Raw genomic sequence first — 19274 nt, 5'->3', positions numbered from 1 at the left:
ACGGTTGCCTCGATTGCGTTCGGTAGGCCCTATCGGCGTCGAGCGTTGGCAGTGAAGGGACCGAGGGTCTTTTTTCAGAGCATGGCGGAACGTGGCACGGCTCATGCTGAAAAAGGTTCAAGCCTCGCATTGACCAACGCGACGGTGATGCGGCTCTTCAGGCGCTTCATCCTGACGGGCCGGATTTTCGATAAAGCACCACATCATTCGGGCCGTTGTTACAGCGCATATAAACAGCGTTGCCCCGGATGGCAATAACCAGTGACCGCAAAAATATCGGCGCTACCGGGGAAACATGATGAATCACCGACTAATAGAAACTGATCTTGTGCATCTTGAAAAGATAATCAACCGGGTTGCATCGATTCACGGGCTGTCTTTGTCCTATTGGCGCAATCGCGTTAATTCCTTTTTGTCGATGCGCCTCATGCCGGCGCAACGCAAGCGTATAGCCCATATAGAAACGATCATCGCGACGCTTGAGCAAGCCGCGTCGAGCAAGACATCTTGCCAATAAGCACGCAACGATCGACAGGCCGTCCGAACGGCCTGTCGATGATCACCTATCTACGTCTACTCGCACGCTGACCCATTTTTAATCCCATCTGCCCGCAACGGGTTTTCTCGAATATCACATCTATTAATAGCCCATGCTTTAAAAGCATAATCTCGTCACCTTTCATTATCGAAATAACGCCCTGAATAGCTATCCGCTTAATAATACTGGACACAATTATTTTAAGTTTTTAATATCACTCCGCTGACGCTTGGACAAAAGCCAACAAGAAATCCCACCGTCGCCAGGTTTCAAGCTCGCTAGTCTTGAACAACAATCTTGACGCACCGTTCCGCCACTCAAGATCGGCGCAATGCCGGCCAAGTTGTCACCGACGGTCGTCGCGGGAATCGCGAAAAATCGGAAATATCGCGCGGATTGCGGATGCAACGACTTCCGATGAAGATCGGCAAATCCCGGTAGCCTTCAATCAACCTCATTGAATCGTCAGGACCCGCGTGCCGTCTTTTTTCATCGATCGTCCGGTTTTTGCGTGGATTGTTGCCCTGGCCATTTTCGTGGCGGGCGCGCTGGTCACGCCCTTCCTGCCTGTCGCGCAATATCCGCGGCTGACGCCGCCGCGCATTGTGATTGACGCGATGTATCCGGGCGCGGCGCCGGAAAGCGTCGACAACACCGTGGCGAGCGTGATCGAAGAAAGCCTCGACGGCGCCGAGGGCTTGCAATACTACGAAACGACCAGCGACAGCCTCGGCGAACTCGAAATCGCGGCCACGTTTTCGGCGGGTACCAACCCGGACATCGCCATGGTCGATGTCCAGAACCGGATGAAGCAGATCGAGTCGCGCCTGCCGCAGCAAGTCGTGCAGCAAGGCATCAGCGTCTTCAAGTCGACTGGCACGTTCCTGATGCTGGTCGCGCTCACTGCCACCGACGGCCAGCGCGATTCCGTGGAACTCAGCGACTACGTCAATCGCTATATGCTGCGCGACCTGAAGCGCGCGCCGGGTGTCGGCTCAGCCGAATTGTGGGACGCCGGAGAGGCGTTGCGGGTCTGGATCGATCCGATGAAACTGCGCGAATACAACCTGGCCGCGGCCGACGTCACCCAAGCCATCGCGGCGCAAAACGCGACGGTCACCGCCGGCACGCTTGGCGACGTGCCCTTCGTCGCCGGTCAGCAATTGACGGCGTCGGTCACGGTCAGGGGACAATTGATCTCGCCAGGCGAATTCGGCGAGATCGTGCTGAAAGCGCGCACCGACGGATCGGCCGTCCGGCTGAAGGACGTGGCGCGGGTCGAGGTGGGACGCGACAGCTACGCGTCGTTTTCTCGGCTGAACGGCAAGTCGGCGGCAACGATCGGTATCCGGCTTTCGCCTCAAGGCAACGCGATGGAAACCTCCGCCGCGATCCGCGCGAAGCTGGCTGAATTGTCGCGTAGCCTGCCACCGGGCACGGCGGTCGAAATTCCGTCCGACAACGCCAAGTTCGTCCGCGTCGCGCTGCACGAAGTGGCGTTGACGCTCTTCGAAGCCGTGCTGCTGGTGTTCCTGGTCATGTGGCTTTTCCTGCGCGACCTGCGTTATGCGCTGGTGCCCACAGTGGTGATTCCGGTTGCGCTGACCGGCGCGCTGCTTGCGCTGTATGTGCTCGGCATGTCGATCAACGTGTTCACCATGTTCGCGATGGTGCTGGCGATCGGGATCCTGGTCGACGATGCCATCGTCGTGGTCGAGAACGTCGATCGCGTGATGCGCGAAGAGGGACTGGCGCCTCGCGCGGCCACGCGCCGGGCGATGCAGCAGATGGGCAGCGCGATTGTCGGCATTACCGCCGTGCTGACCGCCGTGTTCGTGCCGATGGCCTTTTTCCCCGGCAGCGTCGGCGGGATTTATCGGCAATTCACGGTCGCGATGATCGCATCGATTCTCGTGTCCGCGTTCACGGCACTTTCACTGACGCCGGCGTTGTGCGCGAACCTGCTGAAAGCACCGCCGCGCAGTGCTGTGCGGCATGGTGCTCACGGCTTGCATGGATCGCACGGGGCCAGTGGCCGTTCGTTCGGCTTTACGGCCGCCTTCGACTGGACCTCGCGCAAATATCGCGGGCTCGTCGCGCGCGTGCTGCGCCGCGCGGGTTCCATGCTCGTGGTGTATCTCGTGCTGGCCGGCGCATGCGCGTTGCTTTATCTGCATATGCCGGGCGGCTTCCTGCCTCAGGAAGACCAGGCGCAGCTTCAGGTGATGGTGCAGTTGCCGGCGGGCGCTACGCAGGCGCGCACGCTCGCGGTCGTCGAGCAGGCGGAAGCCATCCTGAAACGCCAGCAGGCAGTGGCCAACGTGACGACCGTGGTCGGCTGGAGTTTCCAGGGCAGCGGCCAGAACGTGGCCATGTGTTTTGTCGATTTGAAGGACTGGTCGGCGCGCACGACCGACGCAGCCACGCTGCGCGACACGCTGAATCGCGGGTTCTCGAAGATCATGGACGGCGAGGTCACTGCCCAGATGCCGCCGTCGGTTCCGGGCATGGGTCATTCCGAAGGGTTCGTGATGCGGCTGGAAGATCGCGGCGGCATTGGCATTGCCGCGCTGACTGCCGCACGCGAACAGCTCTTCGACCAGGCCCGCCGCAGTCCCGCTTTCGCCGATGTCCACTCGGAAGCGTTGCCTGACGCGCCGCGCATCGTGCTGGAAGTCGATCGCGCGAAGGCTTATGCGCTGGGCGTTTCGTTCGACAAGATCGGCGACGCACTGGGGAACACCTTCGGCTCGTCGTATATCGACGACTTCCCGTCAGGCGGCCGTATGCGTCGCGTGATGGTCGCCGCCGACGCGCCATCGCGGATGACCGAAGAGAGTCTGATGAACCTGTCGGTGCGTAACGCCGCGGGACAGATGGTGCCGATGTCCTCCGTGGCATCGTTGCACTGGACGACCGGGCCGTCGGTGCTGACGCGCTACAACGGTTCGCCTTCACTCGATGTCAGCGGCCGTCCCGCCAACGGCGTCAGTTCCGGCGCGGCAATGGCCGAAATGGAGCGGCTCGCGCAAGCGCTGCCGGTGGGCGTGGGTTATGACTGGACCGACACCGCGCTTGAAGAAACGCGTGCCGCCCGCCTGACGCCTATCCTGATTGGCTTGTCGCTGCTGGCCGTGTTCATGGCGCTGGCGGCGCTTTACGAGAGCTGGACCATTCCGCTCGCGGTGCTGACGATCGTGCCGCTGGGCGTGATTGGCGCCGTGATCGCGATGCTTCTGCGCGGCATGCCCAACGATGTCTATTTCAAGGTCGGGATGATCACGGTGATCGGGTTATCGGCGAAAAACGCGATCCTGATCGTGCAGTTCGCGCGCACGCTTTACGCCGATGGCGCGCCATTGAAGGACGCAATCGTCGCCGCGGCGAGTGCGCGCTTCCGGCCGATCGTGATGACATCGGCGGCGTTCTTGCTGGGCGTCGTGCCGTTGCTCGTGTCCACGGGCGCCGGGGCGGAAAGCCGGCGATCGATCGGGACCGGCGTATTCGGCGGCGCCATTACGGCGACCGTGCTCGGGCTGGTGTTCACGCCGCTGGCGTTTTATATCGTTGTATCGGGGCAGCGGTTTATTCAAAGCCGCGTGCAGTCGATGAGCCGGGAGAAGGTGACGCCAAACGCCGTCGAGTCCGAGGCGCCGCGTCGCGACGTGCAAGGTTCGCAAGAGGGATAGTTCGACGTGGCGCAGCCGGCCAATTTCGCCGATGCGTTTCCCCTATGATGGCAATCTCGCGTACTTTCGCGCATCGGGAGGCATGTCATGCAGTTTCCTGCAGGATCCGTTCAGGCGCTCAGTTCGGCCGCATCGACGGTGTTTTCCATCGGCATCGTGTTCCTCGGTTACTGGGGCATTCACGAGGGCTCGCATTGGCGCTCCGGCGATATCTCCGTCGCGCTGCTGGCGCTCGCCGGTTTCGCGTGCCTGGGTTTGGTGCCCTGGCTGGCCACGTCTCCAACCAAACGTCCCGACGATGAATCGCGCGTGCGTATTGCGCGTCATGCGTTTTTGGGTGGCGTAGGCGCGTTGTGGCTGGCTATTGTCGTGTCCGTGTTCACGCAATGAGCGTCGCGCGCGCTGCGTGTTTTTCATTGCCGCTTCCCTTCCCCGGCACTCATCCCTCATGAAGATTCGAGCAGGCGCTGTCGTTGAACTCGTGGTCAATCTCCTGCTGCCGTGGCTTGCGTATCGGCTCGCGTTGCCGCATTGGGGTGAACTCGGCGCGCTGTACGCGTCGGCGGTGCCGCCGGTTGTCTGGAGCCTCGTGGAGTTCGCGAGAACCCGTCGCGTCGATGCCCTCAGCATCCTGGTCCTGCTCGGGATCGTGTTGTCCATCGTGCTGATGGCGCTTGGCGGCAGTCCGCGCTTGTTGCTGATGCGCGAGTCGATGGCGTCGGGCGCTATTGGCGTTGTGTTCCTGGTTTCGCTCGTGCTGCGGCGTCCGCTCACCTTTTATCTCGCCCGGGCAACCGTCGCGCGCAAGGAAGAAGGCGGCGCGGAAAGATTCGAGGCGCTCTGGAAAGAACGGCCCGCGCTGCGTCGGTCAGTGCGTCTGATGACTGCTGTTTGGGGGCTCGGCCTGGCCGGCGAGAATGCGCTTCGAGCCTGGCTGGCGTGGCACTGGCCGGTCGAGCGCTTCCTTGTTGTCTCGCCGTTCATCGGATATGCGATCTATGGCGCGTTGACGGCATGGACGCTGATATATCGCAGGAAGCTTCAGCGGCGTGGTACGGCCGCGCCTACGGAGGCTGTAGGTCCTTCGTAGTGCAGTGAGCAATCTCGGTCTGCAAGGCTACCGAATGCGCCGATGGGTTCACAGGCTCCCGAGGCCCGCGTTTCATCCACGCTCCCAACGCAAAACGCGCCCCTGGTCGTTTCTGGCCAGGGGCGCGCATCGATTAAAACCTCAAAAGCTTCAAGCCGCCTGCTGCTGATACTGGATCCGATGAAGGTTCGCGTATAGCCCGTTGTGGCGCAGCAACTCGGCGTGGCTGCCCTGCTCGGCGATTTTCCCTGCGTCCATTACCAGGATCCGGTCGGCACGCTCAATAGTCGACAACCTGTGCGCGATCACCAGCGTCGTGCGCCCCTTCATCAGCGTTTCCAGGGCTTCCTGCACGTGCCGTTCGGACTCGGAATCGAGCGCGGACGTCGCTTCATCGAGGATAAGAATGGGCGCGTCCTTGTAGATCGCCCGCGCAATAGCCAGCCGCTGCCGCTGCCCGCCCGACAAGCGCATGCCATTGCCGCCGACACGCGTGTCCACGCCTTCGGGCATGGCCGCGACGACATCGGCCAGATTCGCCGCAGCCAGCGCCGCCATCACCCGATCGCGATCCGGCGTCTGGCCATACGCGACGTTGGCGGCGATCGTGTCGTTGAAGAGCACCACGTCCTGGCTCACCATCGCCATTTGTCCGCGCAGGTCGTGCAGGCTGTACTCCCGAAGCGGCACGCCGTCGACCAGCACTGCGCCGCTGGCGGGATCGAAGAAACGCGGCAACAGGTTGACCAGCGTGGTCTTGCCGCTGCCCGACGCACCGGCCAGCGCCACCATTTCTCCCGGGGCGATCTTGAACGAAATCGCGTCGAGCGTGGGTGTTCCAGTCGATCCATAACTGAACGACACTTCGCGGAATTCCACCTCGCCGCTGGCGCGCACGAGCGGCCTGCCGCCGCCTTCGGGCTCGGCGGGTTCATCGATAAGACCGAAGATCAGTTCCGCTGCCGTCATGCCGCGCTGCAGCGGCTGGTTGATATCGATCAGGTGCTTGAGCGGCGAGATTACCAGCAGCATGGACGTGACAAACGCCACGAACCCGCCAACGGTCGTCTGGTCATTCGCCGACTGCACCACGGCAATGGTGATGACAATAGCGAGTGCAATCGACGCCAAAAACTGCGTGAGCGGCTGTGCGAGACCGCCGGACACTGTCATGCGCATTTGGTAGCCGCGCAGGCGATTGCTCATGTCGGTGAAGCGGTCGTTTTCGTAGCGCTGGCCGTTATGAACCTTGACGACCTTATAACCGCCAACGGTCTCTTCCACGATGTACGACAGCTCGTTCGTCAGCAACTGCGACTCACGATTAAGCCGCCGCAACCGTCGATTGATCTTGCTCACCAGCCAGCCGATAGCCGGCAGGATCACCGCGATGACCAAGGTCAGCCGCCAGTTGAGAATGAACAGGTATCCCAGCAGAAAAACCACGGTGAGCGAATCGCGCACGAGCGTGACGACCACGCTCTGGAGCACGTTGAGGATCTGATTCACCTCGAACACGATGGCGTTGATGATCGTGCTCGCCGTTTCCCGCTGGAAGAAACCGGCACTGGTGTGGATCATCCGGTCGAACATCTTCAGGCGCAGTTCGAGCAGGATCTTGTTGGTGACGTAGGCGAGCAGGTAGCCCGACGCGTATTGCGCGCCGCCTCGCACCACGGCGAGGCCGACGACCGCGCCCGGCACGATCCACTTGGCGCTGGCACTGCCCTTCGCACCGAAGCCGTGATCGAGCAGCGGCTTGAGCAGCATGGGAATACCGGCCTCGCTTGCAGCGACGAAACCCATGGCGATCAGGCCGAGCGCGACAATCCAGATCAGGGGGCGGATGTACGGCCAGAGCCGGCGCATCACGGCAGCCGGCGATGTAGTCTGCCCGCTGCCAATCGTTTTGCTCAGGGTTGGCTTTTGACTCAAAAGAGGTCCTTAATCGTGAATCCGTGCGTCGGACAGCGGGCGAAGCGGCACTGAACCTGCGCCCGGGCGACGCTTAAGCGCGCCAAACCGCGCCGACACGGCAAACCGGTATTGTAATGCGCCGTGAGTCTTTGTCTCATTAAGAGGCTTGTCCGGGAGAATGCCGCAACAAGGCCGAGTCGCGGCCTCCGCTGCCCCCTCTACTGCTGCTGCGACAAAGCCCCTCGCGCAGGCGCAACCCGCCCCGCGAGACGCTCGCCGCGACCGAGCAGGAACCCGGAAAAACACCAGAAAGCGAGCGCGGTGGTCTGCCACATGAAGTCGTCGGTGAAATTCTTTGCAATCATTCCGATGACCAGCGCCATGCCCGCCGAACTCAGCCAGGGCACCACATGCCGCAGCCGCCAGAAACGCCAGATCAACGCAAGCAGCAGCGCCGCCTCCAGCACCACGCCCACGATTCCCGTCTCCAGCCACGTATTCAGAAATAGATTGTGCGCATGCGTCAGCGCCTGTGGTTCCGTCTCCAGCAACGCAGGCGGAATTTCGCTTTGAAATACCCGGCCCGGCAACGGCTTGCCGAAACCCACGCCGGTCCACGTATGCGACTCACCTTCCCGGCCGTAGAACGCCCAGAGTTTAGGACGCGTATCCGAAGACATGACATCTCCAATGCCCGCCAGTGCCTCCGGGACATACACCTGGTCCTTGCCCACTCTCAGCTCCCGCGCAGCGGCTTTCGGCATCGCGTGGCCGTAGCGCATCCGCGCGCTCATCTCGAGCGTGCCCACCGCAGCCACGCCGATCACCGCTACGCACACGGCCGCGATCACGAGGTGCTTGCGGTACAGCGGGTAGCACGCGATAACAAGCGTCACGGCCGCGGCAGGCCAGAAGAACCGGTTGAGCGTCGCCAGCCCGATGACAAGAGCCAGCACCAGCCCGCTCAGGGCGATTGGCCACCAGCGGCGATTCAGCAGCAGGCCGGTGAAGAGTGTCATCGAAAAGATGACGAGTGTGCTCGTGTGGCCGACGCGGTTGTAATAGTGGAGAAGGATGTCGGCGGGATTCGTGGGCGGCTGCAAACGGCCCCAGTAATACAGGCTGCCGGCGGCCAGCAGCAGGCAGGCCACCCAGTTGATCAGCACCATCCATTCGGGCTTCGTCGTGCGCGTGCCGATCAGCCAGAACGCGAAGAACGACACCAGCGGATACAACACTTCGTCGAGCCACGCGTGCATGCTGTCACGCGGATACGGCGACCATGCAATCGACGCCAGCGCCCACGCACTCCAGATAACAATAGGCCACAGCAGCGGCCAGTGCAGCGGCGACGGCCGCTCCGAAGAAAAAGCCGCGGCGAGTGTGCCGATACCAACCAGTCCCAGCGCCATGTTCTCCAGCGCGGTCATATGGGCGAACATCGCGACAAACATAATTACTGGACACGCCACCCACAGAACGCGTTCCAACTGCCTGCACATCTTCGTCATTGCACTCCCGGAAGGACCGCCTGCAAGCTGTTGCAGACGACCTCAAGCGAAATAAATCCCATGCAGTCCGCATGGTCACCACGCCATGCGACGCATGTCTTCGTGTTGCGGTCACAGCGGCGAGCCCAGGCCACGTGCCGTCTGAAGATATCTTGTTCATTGCGGCACGGCATGTCCGCGATAGTAACCGGCATGAACGGTGCGTCGCGCCAGTAATTTCCCGCGCCATGTATCAACGCGTTACCAGGGCCGAACAATGTAACCGTCGGCACGCCGGTCAGGCGCCCGAGGTGCGCCACGCCCGTATCGGGACAGACAATCGCGCGCGCGCCGGCGAACAGATGCCACACCTGTCCCAGATCGATCCGGCCCGCGAAATTCGGGTAACGGCCATCGGGATCAATCACATCGACCAGCGCCGTCTCGCTCGGTCCGCCACTCCACACAGGCGTGAATCCGCGTGCTTCCACGAACTGCGCCAGCGCTCGCCAGCGATCGTCGGGCCAGCGCTTGACCTCGGTGCTCGCGCCTGGATGTAAGACCACGTAAGGACTTCGCAACACGCGCGCGTCAGGTTCTGAAAACCCGGCAGGCGCGGGCGCCGGCCAGTCACTTACTCGATACGGCCGCGGCGGCGGCCCGGCCACCAGTTCAGCCGCAAGATCCGCCCATGCTGCCGGTATATCCGGATACAGCACGGCTTCGTCAAGCGGCATGTTTTTCCACGCCGGCTTGTCCGCAGCGTGTCCGACAATCCATCGGCACCCGGCCGCCAATGCAAGCCATGCATGTCGATTATCTCCGGCCACGATGCCCAGATCGTACGGTCCCGAACGCAACACCGCATTCACCGAGCGGAAGTCGCGCGGATCGAAGGCAATGACGTCGATGCCAAACGGCCGGCCCGCATAGAGCGGCACGATCGGTTTGGGACAGGTCAGCACGATCTGCGCGTCAGGATATTGCGCGCGAAGTTTCGCGACGAGCGGCGTCAGCAATAGCGTGTCGCCGAGCAACAAATGATGCGCGATCAGGATGCGCCTCAAGACTTGAGGCTTACGGCGCAGCGGCTTCAACGCCAACCGGGGCAACGCGCGGGCGATGATGCGCACGCGTCCGGAAAGTCGGCTCATCGGGTGGCGTTCCTACGTGAAATCGAGATTATGCCGGTTGATGGTGGTGAGCTAAGGTTTTCCGGGTTTTACAATCGCCATGCGACGAGACCTGCTGCGCTGATCACATCGAGCGGCAGGCTCGACTTCACATCGGCGAAGACGCCGCCGGGTTTCGCCAGCGCCAGCAAAGCCTCGGTCTTCTGCAGAAAATCGCGATGCGGAACCGCCAGCACAATCAGGTCGGCCGGTTCAAGCGCGTCGAAAGCGGTCAGCGTCACGCCGTATTCATCGAAGGCTTCCACGGCATCCGCGAGCGGATCGTGAAGCTGAACCTCGAGCCCGTAATCCTGCAGGTGATGGACGATATCGATGACTTTCGAATTGCGCAAATCCGGGCAATTTTCCTTGAATGTCAGCCCAAGGACCACCGCCTTGGCACGCAGCGGCGCGCGCCCGGTCCCGATCAGCGTCTTCACGGCGCGATCGGCCACGAAACGGCCCATGCCGTCGTTCACGCGCCGGCCGGCGAGGATCAGCTGGGGCGTATAACCCGAGATCTGCGCCTTGTGCGTCAGGTAATACGGGTCCACGCCAATGCAATGTCCGCCCACCAGTCCCGGCGTGAAATCCAGGAAGTTCCACTTGGTGCCGGCGGCGTCCAGGACTTCGCGTGTGTCGATATCGAGGTAATCGAAGATGATGGCCGCCTCGTTCATCAGCGCAATATTCAGGTCACGCTGCGTGTTCTCGATAACCTTCGCGGCCTCGGCCACCTTGATCGAACCGGCACGGTACACGCCGGCCGTCACCACGGAGCCATAGACCTGCGCCACCAGGTCAAGCGTGGCGGCATCCGACCCGGACACGATCTTCACGATATTGCAAAACGTATGCTGCTTGTCACCGGGATTGATGCGCTCCGGACTGTAGCCGACCGTGAAATCCGTCCCCAGCGTGAGGCCCGATTCACGCTCGAGGATCGGGATGCAAATCTCCTCGGTGACGCCGGGATAGACCGTCGATTCATACACGACCACGTCGCCACGCTTGAGCGCCCGGCCGACCGTTTCGGACGCCCGCTTCACCGGCATCAGGTCCGGCTGCGCGCCCGAGCTGATTGGCGTAGGCACCGCGACAATATGGAAATTGGCTTGCCGGAGGACGTCGATGCTATCGGTCAGATCGAGGTGCGCCGCCGCCAGTTCGTCCTGGCGAACTTCGCCGTTGCGATCGAGGCCCGCGCGCAGTTCGGCAAGCCGGGCCGGGCTTGTATCGAACCCGATTGTGCGGCGTTGCAGGCCGAATGCAATGGCGACGGGCAAGCCCACATAGCCCAGGCCAATGACGGAGACGTGGCGATCATGCATAACAATAGGTACTCGTAATGGTCAGGACGGGGATGCCCGAAGGCCGCTCCGCGCAGGTCGGCACGGGGCGGGGCAAATGCTGGGGCAAATGCTGGCCAGGATGCTGGCCCAAGCGCTGGCAGCCCGTCATTTGATTTTCAGGTAAAGGCGGCTGAGAAGCGGCCGGCTATGCACCCACAAACGGCTTTTCAGCCACGCGGCCGGCTTGTCGCGCACATCGAGTCGCAAGATGCGCGCTGGATCGCCGTGACGCGAGTTCGTGCCGGGTTCAACGGTATATAGATGGCGAAAGCCCGCCGCGTGCGCTTCTTCTACGTAGTCGGTATCGAAATAGCCTTGCGGCCAGCAAAGATGATCCGATACATCCCCAAGGTGATGCGCGAGTGCCCCCCGTGCCTGTTGCAAATCGTCGCGCAAGCTCGCGCGTTTGGTGGATGCATCCGCGCTCACGCGATCCCAACGCGTATGGGTGTGCGTGTGGCTGTGAAACTCGAAGGTCCCGGCTTGGCGCATTGCATCGATTTCCGACCAGCGCATGATGGCCCGGTCGCTCTCGCCGGCTTCGATTGCCGCTTTCGCGGCGGAGTGACCCAGCAGGCCCGGAAGGTTCGCGGCGGACGTCGAGGGCGTTGCGTTCGGACGCACAGGCCCGCTGTTCACCCAGCCCGACACCAGGAATCCGAGCGCTGTAAAACCGTATTCGGCGAGCACTGGATGCGCGTGAACCCAGTTGTCGAGATAACCGTCGTCGAAGGTGAGCACGACCGACTTCGCCGGCACCGGTTCGCCCGCCAGATACGCGCTGAACGCCTGCGCACCGAGCGTGGTGTAACCCTCGCGCGCGAGCATGGCCATCTGGTCCGCGAAATGCACGGGCGACACTGTCACCGCGCCCGCCGCCGGACTCACGTGGTGATACATCAGCACGGGCACGGCGCGCGCGGTGCTCAGCGTCGTACTCATGCAATGCCTCGCTCGCTCAAGCTGCTTCGATAAAACGCCGCCGTCTCGTTTGCCATGGTATCGACGGAAAAGCGCGTCTGCGTGATCCGCAAACCGGCTTCGCCCATGCGGCGGCGTTCGTCCGGTGCATCGACCAGGCGCAGCAGCGCGGCGGCCAATGCAGGGTCGTCGTGCGCGGGCACGAGTAGCCCGTTCACGCCGTCATCGATCACTTCCGGCACGCCATCGACCGCCGTCCCGATCACCGGAAGGCCTGCCGCCATTGCCTCGATGAACGACGTGCCCAGCGCCTCTTGATGAGTCGGCAGCACGAACAGGTCGAAGCCCGCCAATACGCTGGGAATATCGCGGCGCAGGCCGAGCAAATGGATGTGATCGGCAAGCCCTTGCGCTTGAACGTTCCCGCGGACTTCGTCGAAGAGCGGACCGTCGCCGGCAAAGACAAAATGCAGGTTCGGCCGCTGTTCGATCAACGGCTTCGCGACGCGGATCAGGTCGGGATGCCCCTTCTTGTCGCGCATGATGGCCACCGTGCCCGCGATCACGGCGTCATCACGAAGGCCCAGTTCCGAGCGCAACGTGGAGCTGGCGCGGCTCACCGGCTGCGACTTGACGATGCCCGTATAGATCGTGACGATATTCTTCTGCGGCACGCCCTCGGAGACCAGGTAACGCATCACCGACTGGCTCACCGCCACGACCTTGTGCGGGAGCCACGTGTAGGTCGCCCGCGACGTGATGGCAAGCGCCAGATGCCGGGTCCGCACGATCAGCGGCGTACCCGAGAGCCGCGCGGCGGCGCCGCCGAGCAGGCTGTCGCGGCCGCTATGGGTGTTTAGCACGTCGAAACGGCCTTGCTTGAGAATGCGCCGCATGTGCGCGACCGCGTTGATGTCGGCGCCTGAACGCATGGGCGTGGTGTGGACCGTGAAGCCTTCAGCCGCAAGACGCTCGCCGAGCCGTGCACCCGGTACGCACACGAGTTCGAGCGTATGACCGCGCTCGCGCAGCGCGAGCATTTCCTTGAACGTCCGATGTTCCTGACCGCCCCATCCGTTGGACGATTCGCTGTGCAGAATTCTCAGCGGTTTCATTACTATGGCGAACTCCGAGTGACTCTGGGTAGTTTCAACGCGAATGGTGCCGAAACCGGATGCCGGATTGCGGACCTGCGCGTCGTGTGTTCCCGGCGCTGCTGCGTCTTTTTCGGCGATGCAATCCGTCTCGCGATCGTCCGCGGTTTTTGGACGCGTGGCCGGCCGCACACGGCACGCAGTCACCGGTCTGGTATAACGATGGCCGGGCGGTCAGGATTGATGCGGAACGCGTATGGCGTGATTTCACCCGGCCTCGCCAAGACTGCCACGCCCTGTTATGGACCCGGCCAGCAACGAGACAGCGACTATAAACGCAGCATTCACCGCTAAAACTTTTCGCATCAAATTATAGCAATTCGCATACCCCACGCTTACGTTCCCATGACTCGTCCAACGCTTGGTATTGCCCTGATTACCTTCAATGCAGCCGCACGCCTCGCGCAGTGTCTGGAGGCGGTTTCCTTCGCCGATGAAATCGTCGTAATCGATGGCGGCAGTACCGACGCAACCGTCGGCATAGCGGAGGCGCATCGCGCGCGCGTAATCGAGGCGCGCGACTGGCCAGGGTTCGGGCCGCAGAAAAATCGCGCGCTCGATGCGCTTACGACCGACTGGGTGTTATCTATCGACGCCGACGAAGTGGTCTCGCCGGAATTGGGCGCGGCGATCCGTGCGGCGCTCTCGAAGCCGCAAGCGGAGGTCTACTCGGTCGACCGGCTGTCGAATTTTTGCGGGCAATGGGTGCGGCATAGCGGCTGGTATCCGGACTGGATTCCGCGCTTGTTCAAACGAGGCACAGCTCATTTCTCCAATGACCTCGTGCACGAGCGGCTGGTGCTGACGAACCCCGATGCAACCAAGGTCACGCGTCTGCAGGGCAAGCTGATGCACTATTCCTACGAGGACTTCGAGACTGTCTTGCGCAAGCTGGATAGCTATTCCACGGCCGGCGCGCGTCAACGGCACGCAGCGGGCAAGCGCGGCAGCCTGGCAACCGCAGTTCTGCGCGGGATGTGGGCCTTTATTCGCACCTACCTTCTGCGACGCGGTTTTCTCGACGGTCGCGCGGGTTTCATGATTGCCGTGTTCAATGCACAGACCGTGTATTACCGGTTTCTCAAGCTTTCTGAACTGAACCGGATGCGCTGACAGGCATGTGGGCGACTATGCCTTCGGCGAGCGCCAGCAACGCTGAAATGTGCGCGGCAACGCTGGAGTCGTAGAGAATGGATGCCGCTGTCACGTTGGTATTTTTTGCATCCAGTGCGCGCCGGATGGCGTGCCGCAGGCCTGCTGCGTCGCCCGGCTGGAAGGTAAATTTCGCGTCGTCCGCAATCGCGCTGCAACAGCCTACGCTGGTTGGGAAAATCACGGGCGTGCCGCACATCACGGATTCGATACCGACCAGCCCGAACGGCTCGTACTTCGAGGCAAGCACCGTGAAATCCGCAGCCCGATAAGCGTCCTCGATATTCTTCGCATAACCGATATAGCGCAGTTGCCCGGAAGTCTGCGCGGGTGGCCGCCCCGCGACCGCGACCACCACCGGAAGTCCGCTGTCACGCAGCGCGGCCTCGATCAGCGGCAAGCCCTTGCGTTCGTGGCTACTCGATGGAAACAGCAACACGATCTCGTTATCGGCGAAACCAAACTGCTTGCGCAACGCACTGCGTTTCCGGCCCGGCACGGGAGAAAAACGCGTGCCGTCGACTGGCGGATAAAGCACGCGGATCTTCGAGTCGGCCACGCCGTAGAGCGAGCGCAATTCGTCGCGCATCATGTCCGAGTGAGCGACGATCACACTGGCTTGCTGGTACTGCAAACGCTCAAGCACGATCTGGCGGCTGTCCGAGCGCCGCTCGCGCCGGCCGGTCGCAGCAAGAAAGCCGATGTGCGTACCACCGCAAACCGCGATCTCGGATGACTCCACACGATTGCAGCCAATCAGCAGATCGACCCGTGCGTTCTTGCGCGCCCGTTTGAGCGCCCAATTGTAGTACGTGTCGCGCAGCCGGGAAGGCAGGAACGACACGTTGATCCGGCGCGCGTCGACCATCTGGCTTTCCGGCTGCGACGGATCAATCTTGCGTGCGAAAAACACCGGCTTGCGCTCGCCGGTAAACCCCGCCGCGTTGAGCCCTCGAACCAGGTCCAGCGCGTAACGTTCAAGTCCGCCGCTGAGTTTCAGCGCATTCGCGGAGATCGCGACTTTTATCCCGGCGCGCATCAATACACGATTTCAATTGAGCTTCCCGCGAATTCGCCGCGCAGGGCCGTGATGAGATCGTCCGTCGGCTTGACACGCCATGCATCGCCAAGCCGTACTTCACCTTCCGCATGCTCGCTTCGATACACGATGCTCACGTTCAGGCCATTCGGGATATGCACCGGTTGCCGTTGCCCGCGGCCGCCGTCACGATCACCGCCTCCGCGTGAACCTCCACGCGACGGCGCCTGCACCGCTGCCGGTGCTGCCGCCTGTTCAGGCGGCGCGCTATACGCTTCCAGCACTTTCTTGAGCCGCAGTGCGTCGGCGTTGCCGTTCATTTCCACCTTCACCGCCTGCGCATAGCGGCTGCGTGAACGTTCGAGATCCATGGCCGCTTCCACCGTAAAACGGATGCCGCCGGTGAACGCGTCATTGCGTGCCTGCCCCTGCACGACCAGCAACTCGTCTTCCTTGTAGAGCGCCTTGTTCGCTTCGAACTGCTCGTTGTACACGGTCACTTCGCACTGGCCGGTGCCGTCGTCCAGATTCACGATCAGCATCTTGCCGCGCTGGGTCATCTGGGTGCGCATGGTGGTGATCACGCCCGCGACAAGCTTGTCACGCCCTTCCTTCAATTCGCCGATCTTCTGGCGCACAAAACGCCGCACTTCGGTTTTGTATGCATCGAAGAGATGGCCCGACAGGTAAAAGCCCAGCGCGCTCTTTTCTTCCTGCAAACGCTTCTTGTCCGACCACATGGGTTCGTCGAGAAGGTCGTGGCCTTGTTGCGGCTCGTCGCCCATGTCGAAGAGACCGGATTGCATGGCGTTGGCCGCGGCTTGATCGGCCGCCTCCATTGCCAGCGCCACCGATGCAATCAATTGCGCGCGGTTGTCGTGCAGCGAATCGAACGCGCCGGCGCGGATCAGCGCTTCTACCGTGCGGCGGTTCACCATGCGCCGATCGACCCGCATACAGAAGTCGAAGAGATCGGTGAACGGCGCTTCTTCCCGCGCGCGCAAGATCTCTTCGATAGCGCTCTGCCCGCTGCCCTTCACCGCGCCGAGGCCGTATCGGATCGTCTTCGAACGCTTGCCGTCGGCTTCGGCTACCGGCTCGAACCGGTATGCCGACTGGTTGATGTCCGGAGGCAACACGGCCATCTTGTTGACGATGCAATCCTCGAACAGGATCTTGACCTTGTCCGTGTCGTCCATGGCGAGCGACATATTCGCCGCCATGAATTCGGCTGGATGATGCGCCTTGAGCCATGCTGTGAAATACGCGAGCAACGCATAAGCGGCCGCGTGTGACTTGTTGAAACCGTAGCCCGCGAACTTCTCCATCAAGTCGAAGATTTCGTCGGCTTTTGCTGCGGTCAGTCCATTCTTCGCTGCGCCCTGCCGGAACAGTTCGCGATGCTCGGCCATTTCCTCGGCCTTCTTCTTACCCATTGCACGGCGCAGCAAGTCTGCGCCACCGAGCGAGTATCCGCCGATAATCTGCGCCATCTGCATCACCTGCTCCTGATAGACCATGATGCCGTAGGTCTCTTTCAGGACAGACTCCACACGCGGATCGGGATACTCGACGATCTCGCGGCCGTGCTTACGCGCGCAGAAGCTCGGGATCAGGTCCATTGGACCCGGTCGGTATAGCGCCACCAGCGCGATGATGTCTTCGAAGCGGTCAGGCTGTGCGTCCTTCAGCATGCCCTGCATGCCGCGGCTTTCCAGCTGGAACACAGCCACCGTATTGGCTTTCTTGAGGATCTGAAACGAGGCGGGGTCGTCGAGCGGAACCTGCGACAAGTTCCAGCTTTCCTTCGATGGATCCAACCTGCGGATATACCGTTCAGCCCAATCGAGAATGGTAAGCGTCGTCAAACCCAAGAAGTCGAACTTGACCAGCCCGACCGCTTCCACGTCGTCCTTGTCGTACTGGCTGACCACACCGCCGTCTTCGCCCTGCGTATAAAGCGGGCAGAAATCCGTCAGCTTGCCCGGCGCGATCAACACGCCGCCCGCGTGCATGCCGACGTTACGCGTCAGCCCTTCCACGCGCTGCGCAAGTTCGATCAGCTGATGCACTTCGTCTTCGTTGTCGAAGCGTTCCTGCAGCGTAGGCTCTTCCTTTAGCGCGTCCGCGATGGTCACGTGCTTGCCCGGCTTGAACGGGATCAGCTTCGCGATGCCATCGGTGAACATGTAGCCAAGATCGAGCACCCGGCCAATGTCCCGCACGGCCGCCTTCGCCGCCATCGTGCCGAAGGTCGCGATCTGCGATACAGCGTCCGCGCCGTACTTCTGCTTCACGTACTGAATGACGCGGTCCCGCCCTTCCTGACAGAAATCGATGTCGAAGTCAGGCATGGACACACGGTCCGGGTTCAGGAAACGTTCGAACAGCAGGTTGTACTTGAGCGGGTCGAGGTCGGTAATGAACAGCGCGTACGCGACCAGCGAACCGGCACCCGAGCCGCGGCCCGGACCGACCGGCACGCCATTGTTCTTCGCCCACATGATGAAGTCGGCGACGATCAGGAAGTAACCCGGGAAGCCCATGCCAATAATGGTCTTGCACTCGAATTCCAGGCGCGCGTAATACGTCTCGCGCTGCGCTTCGCGCGCGGCTTCGTCAGGATAAAGCTGGATCAGCCGTTTCTCGAGACCTTCCTTCGACAAATGCACAAGGTAGTCGTCGAGCGACATGCCATCAGGTGTCGGGAACAGCGGCAGTTTCGGCTTGCCGAGTTCGAGCTTCAGGTTACAGCGTTTCGCAATCTCCACCGTATTGGCGAGCGCCGACGGAATGTCCGCGAACAACGCGCACATTTCCTCTTGCGTGCGGAAATATTGCTCGGTCGTGAAGCGCTTTTGACGACGCGGATTCGCGAGGATATCGCCCTCGGAAATACACACGCGCGCTTCGTGCGCCGTGAAATCGTCCGGGGTCATGAACTGCATGGGATGCGTAGCGACTACCGGCAGCTGGAGCTTCGCGGCGAGCGCGACGGCTTGCTGAATATAGGTCTCGCCGCCGGGCAACGCAGCACGCTGCAATTCGATGTAAAACGCGCCCGGAAAGAGCTTGGCCCAGCGTTCCGCGTGACGAACGGCTGCCTGATCATTGCCGGCGGCGAACGCCATGCCAATGTCACCATATTGCGCGCCCGACAGGGCGAGCAAGCCTTCAGACAATCCGCCCTCCAGCCACTCGTATTCGACTTCGGCGCGACCGCGATATTGATTGGTCAGCCAGGCTTTCGACAGCAGCTCGCACAAATTCAAATAACCGCGCTGGTTCTTCACCAGCAACAGCAAACGCGCGGGTTTGTCGCGATCTGCGGGATTGGTGATCCAGACGTCGCAGCCGGCAATGGGTTTGACACCCTTGCTGCGCGCTTCCTTGTAGAAACGGACGAGGCCGAAAGCGTTGCCGAGATCGGTCAGCGCGAGCGCGCCCTGACCGTCCTTGGCAGCGGCTTTAACGACGTCGTCAAGGCGCACGATGCCGTCGGCAATCGAGAATTCGGAGTGAACACGAAGATGGACAAAGCGGGGATCTGACATGAACGATATTGTACATGCGCCTATTCGCGAAATTCGCCCCGAAGACAGCGTTAGCCGTTCGGCCAGGGGTAATTAATTCGACCAATAAGCTGGATGAAAAGCGGGACGAAAAAAGTGCCGAATCGGCGCGGGCTCATCGGCCGATCAGTCGAGTCGGAAGCGCGCGCCGTTTGCGGGATAATACGGATCCGATGAACGCCCCAAGT

At 61.7% G+C, this 19274-nt stretch carries 12 protein-coding genes; 4 read left to right on the top strand and 8 right to left on the bottom strand.

The genetic code is table 11. From position 1 onward, the window contains the following. The first annotated feature begins 1014 nt into the window (after window positions 1–1014). From ACMX25_RS03185 to ACMX25_RS03175, 3 genes are all read left to right on the top strand, one after another. Window positions 1015–4227, top strand: coding sequence for a multidrug efflux RND transporter permease subunit (locus tag ACMX25_RS03185; RefSeq protein ID WP_414948097.1), 3213 nt, complete (start codon window positions 1015–1017; stop codon window positions 4225–4227). A gap of 87 nt (window positions 4228–4314) precedes the next feature. After that, window positions 4315–4617 (top strand): hypothetical protein, encoded by a 303-nt coding sequence (locus ACMX25_RS03180; RefSeq protein ID WP_414948096.1) that lies wholly within the window; start codon window positions 4315–4317, stop codon window positions 4615–4617. A gap of 58 nt (window positions 4618–4675) precedes the next feature. Further along, on the top strand, window positions 4676–5317 hold the full coding sequence (locus ACMX25_RS03175) for a VC0807 family protein (RefSeq protein WP_414948095.1): 642 nt from the start codon (window positions 4676–4678) through the stop codon (window positions 5315–5317). Between the two features lie 150 nt (window positions 5318–5467). Here the strand turns inward: ACMX25_RS03175 and msbA are convergent, their stop codons facing one another. The 6 genes from msbA to ACMX25_RS03145 form a co-directional block, all read right to left on the bottom strand. After that, window positions 5468–7186 carry a lipid A export permease/ATP-binding protein MsbA gene (msbA, locus tag ACMX25_RS03170; RefSeq protein WP_414948305.1) on the bottom strand — a complete coding sequence of 573 codons (1719 nt, stop codon included), beginning with the start codon at window positions 7184–7186 and terminating at the stop codon, window positions 5468–5470. Window positions 7187–7452: 266 nt separating this feature from the next. Next, on the bottom strand, window positions 7453–8745 hold the full coding sequence (locus ACMX25_RS03165; RefSeq protein WP_414948094.1) for an O-antigen ligase family protein: 1293 nt from the start codon (window positions 8743–8745) through the stop codon (window positions 7453–7455). Beyond that, a complete protein-coding gene (locus ACMX25_RS03160; protein WP_414948093.1) occupies window positions 8742–9878 on the bottom strand; it encodes a glycosyltransferase family 9 protein in 1137 nt (378 codons plus the stop codon). The genes ACMX25_RS03165 and ACMX25_RS03160 overlap by 4 nt, the downstream gene beginning before the upstream one ends. Window positions 9879–9946: 68 nt before the next feature. Next, window positions 9947–11227 carry a nucleotide sugar dehydrogenase gene (locus ACMX25_RS03155; protein ID WP_414948092.1) on the bottom strand — a complete coding sequence of 427 codons (1281 nt, stop codon included), beginning with the start codon at window positions 11225–11227 and terminating at the stop codon, window positions 9947–9949. Between the two features lie 126 nt (window positions 11228–11353). Further along, window positions 11354–12190: a polysaccharide deacetylase family protein gene (locus ACMX25_RS03150; RefSeq protein WP_414948091.1), complete on the bottom strand. Its 837-nt coding sequence runs from the start codon at window positions 12188–12190 to the stop codon at window positions 11354–11356. Then, window positions 12187–13284, bottom strand: a complete 1098-nt coding sequence (locus ACMX25_RS03145) for a glycosyltransferase (RefSeq protein WP_414948090.1) — start codon at window positions 13282–13284, stop codon at window positions 12187–12189. The genes ACMX25_RS03150 and ACMX25_RS03145 overlap by 4 nt, the downstream gene beginning before the upstream one ends. A gap of 384 nt (window positions 13285–13668) precedes the next feature. Here ACMX25_RS03145 and ACMX25_RS03140 point away from each other — a divergent pair, with 384 nt between their 5' ends. Then, window positions 13669–14436 (top strand): glycosyltransferase family 2 protein, encoded by a 768-nt coding sequence (locus ACMX25_RS03140; protein ID WP_414948089.1) that lies wholly within the window; start codon window positions 13669–13671, stop codon window positions 14434–14436. On the opposite strand, the gene ACMX25_RS03135 is transcribed toward ACMX25_RS03140, so the two are convergent. Beyond that, window positions 14405–15502, bottom strand: coding sequence for a glycosyltransferase family 4 protein (locus ACMX25_RS03135; RefSeq protein WP_414948304.1), 1098 nt, complete (start codon window positions 15500–15502; stop codon window positions 14405–14407). The genes ACMX25_RS03140 and ACMX25_RS03135 overlap by 32 nt on opposite strands. An 11-nt stretch (window positions 15503–15513) precedes the next feature. Beyond that, a complete protein-coding gene (gene dnaE, locus ACMX25_RS03130; protein WP_414948303.1) occupies window positions 15514–19077 on the bottom strand; it encodes a DNA polymerase III subunit alpha in 3564 nt (1187 codons plus the stop codon). Window positions 19078–19274 lie beyond the last annotated feature (197 nt).

This window comes from Caballeronia eucalypticola (assembly GCF_047608185.1).
Taxonomy (GTDB): Bacteria; Pseudomonadota; Gammaproteobacteria; order Burkholderiales; family Burkholderiaceae; genus Caballeronia.
This window is presented reverse-complemented; position numbering and strand designations above follow the sequence as displayed.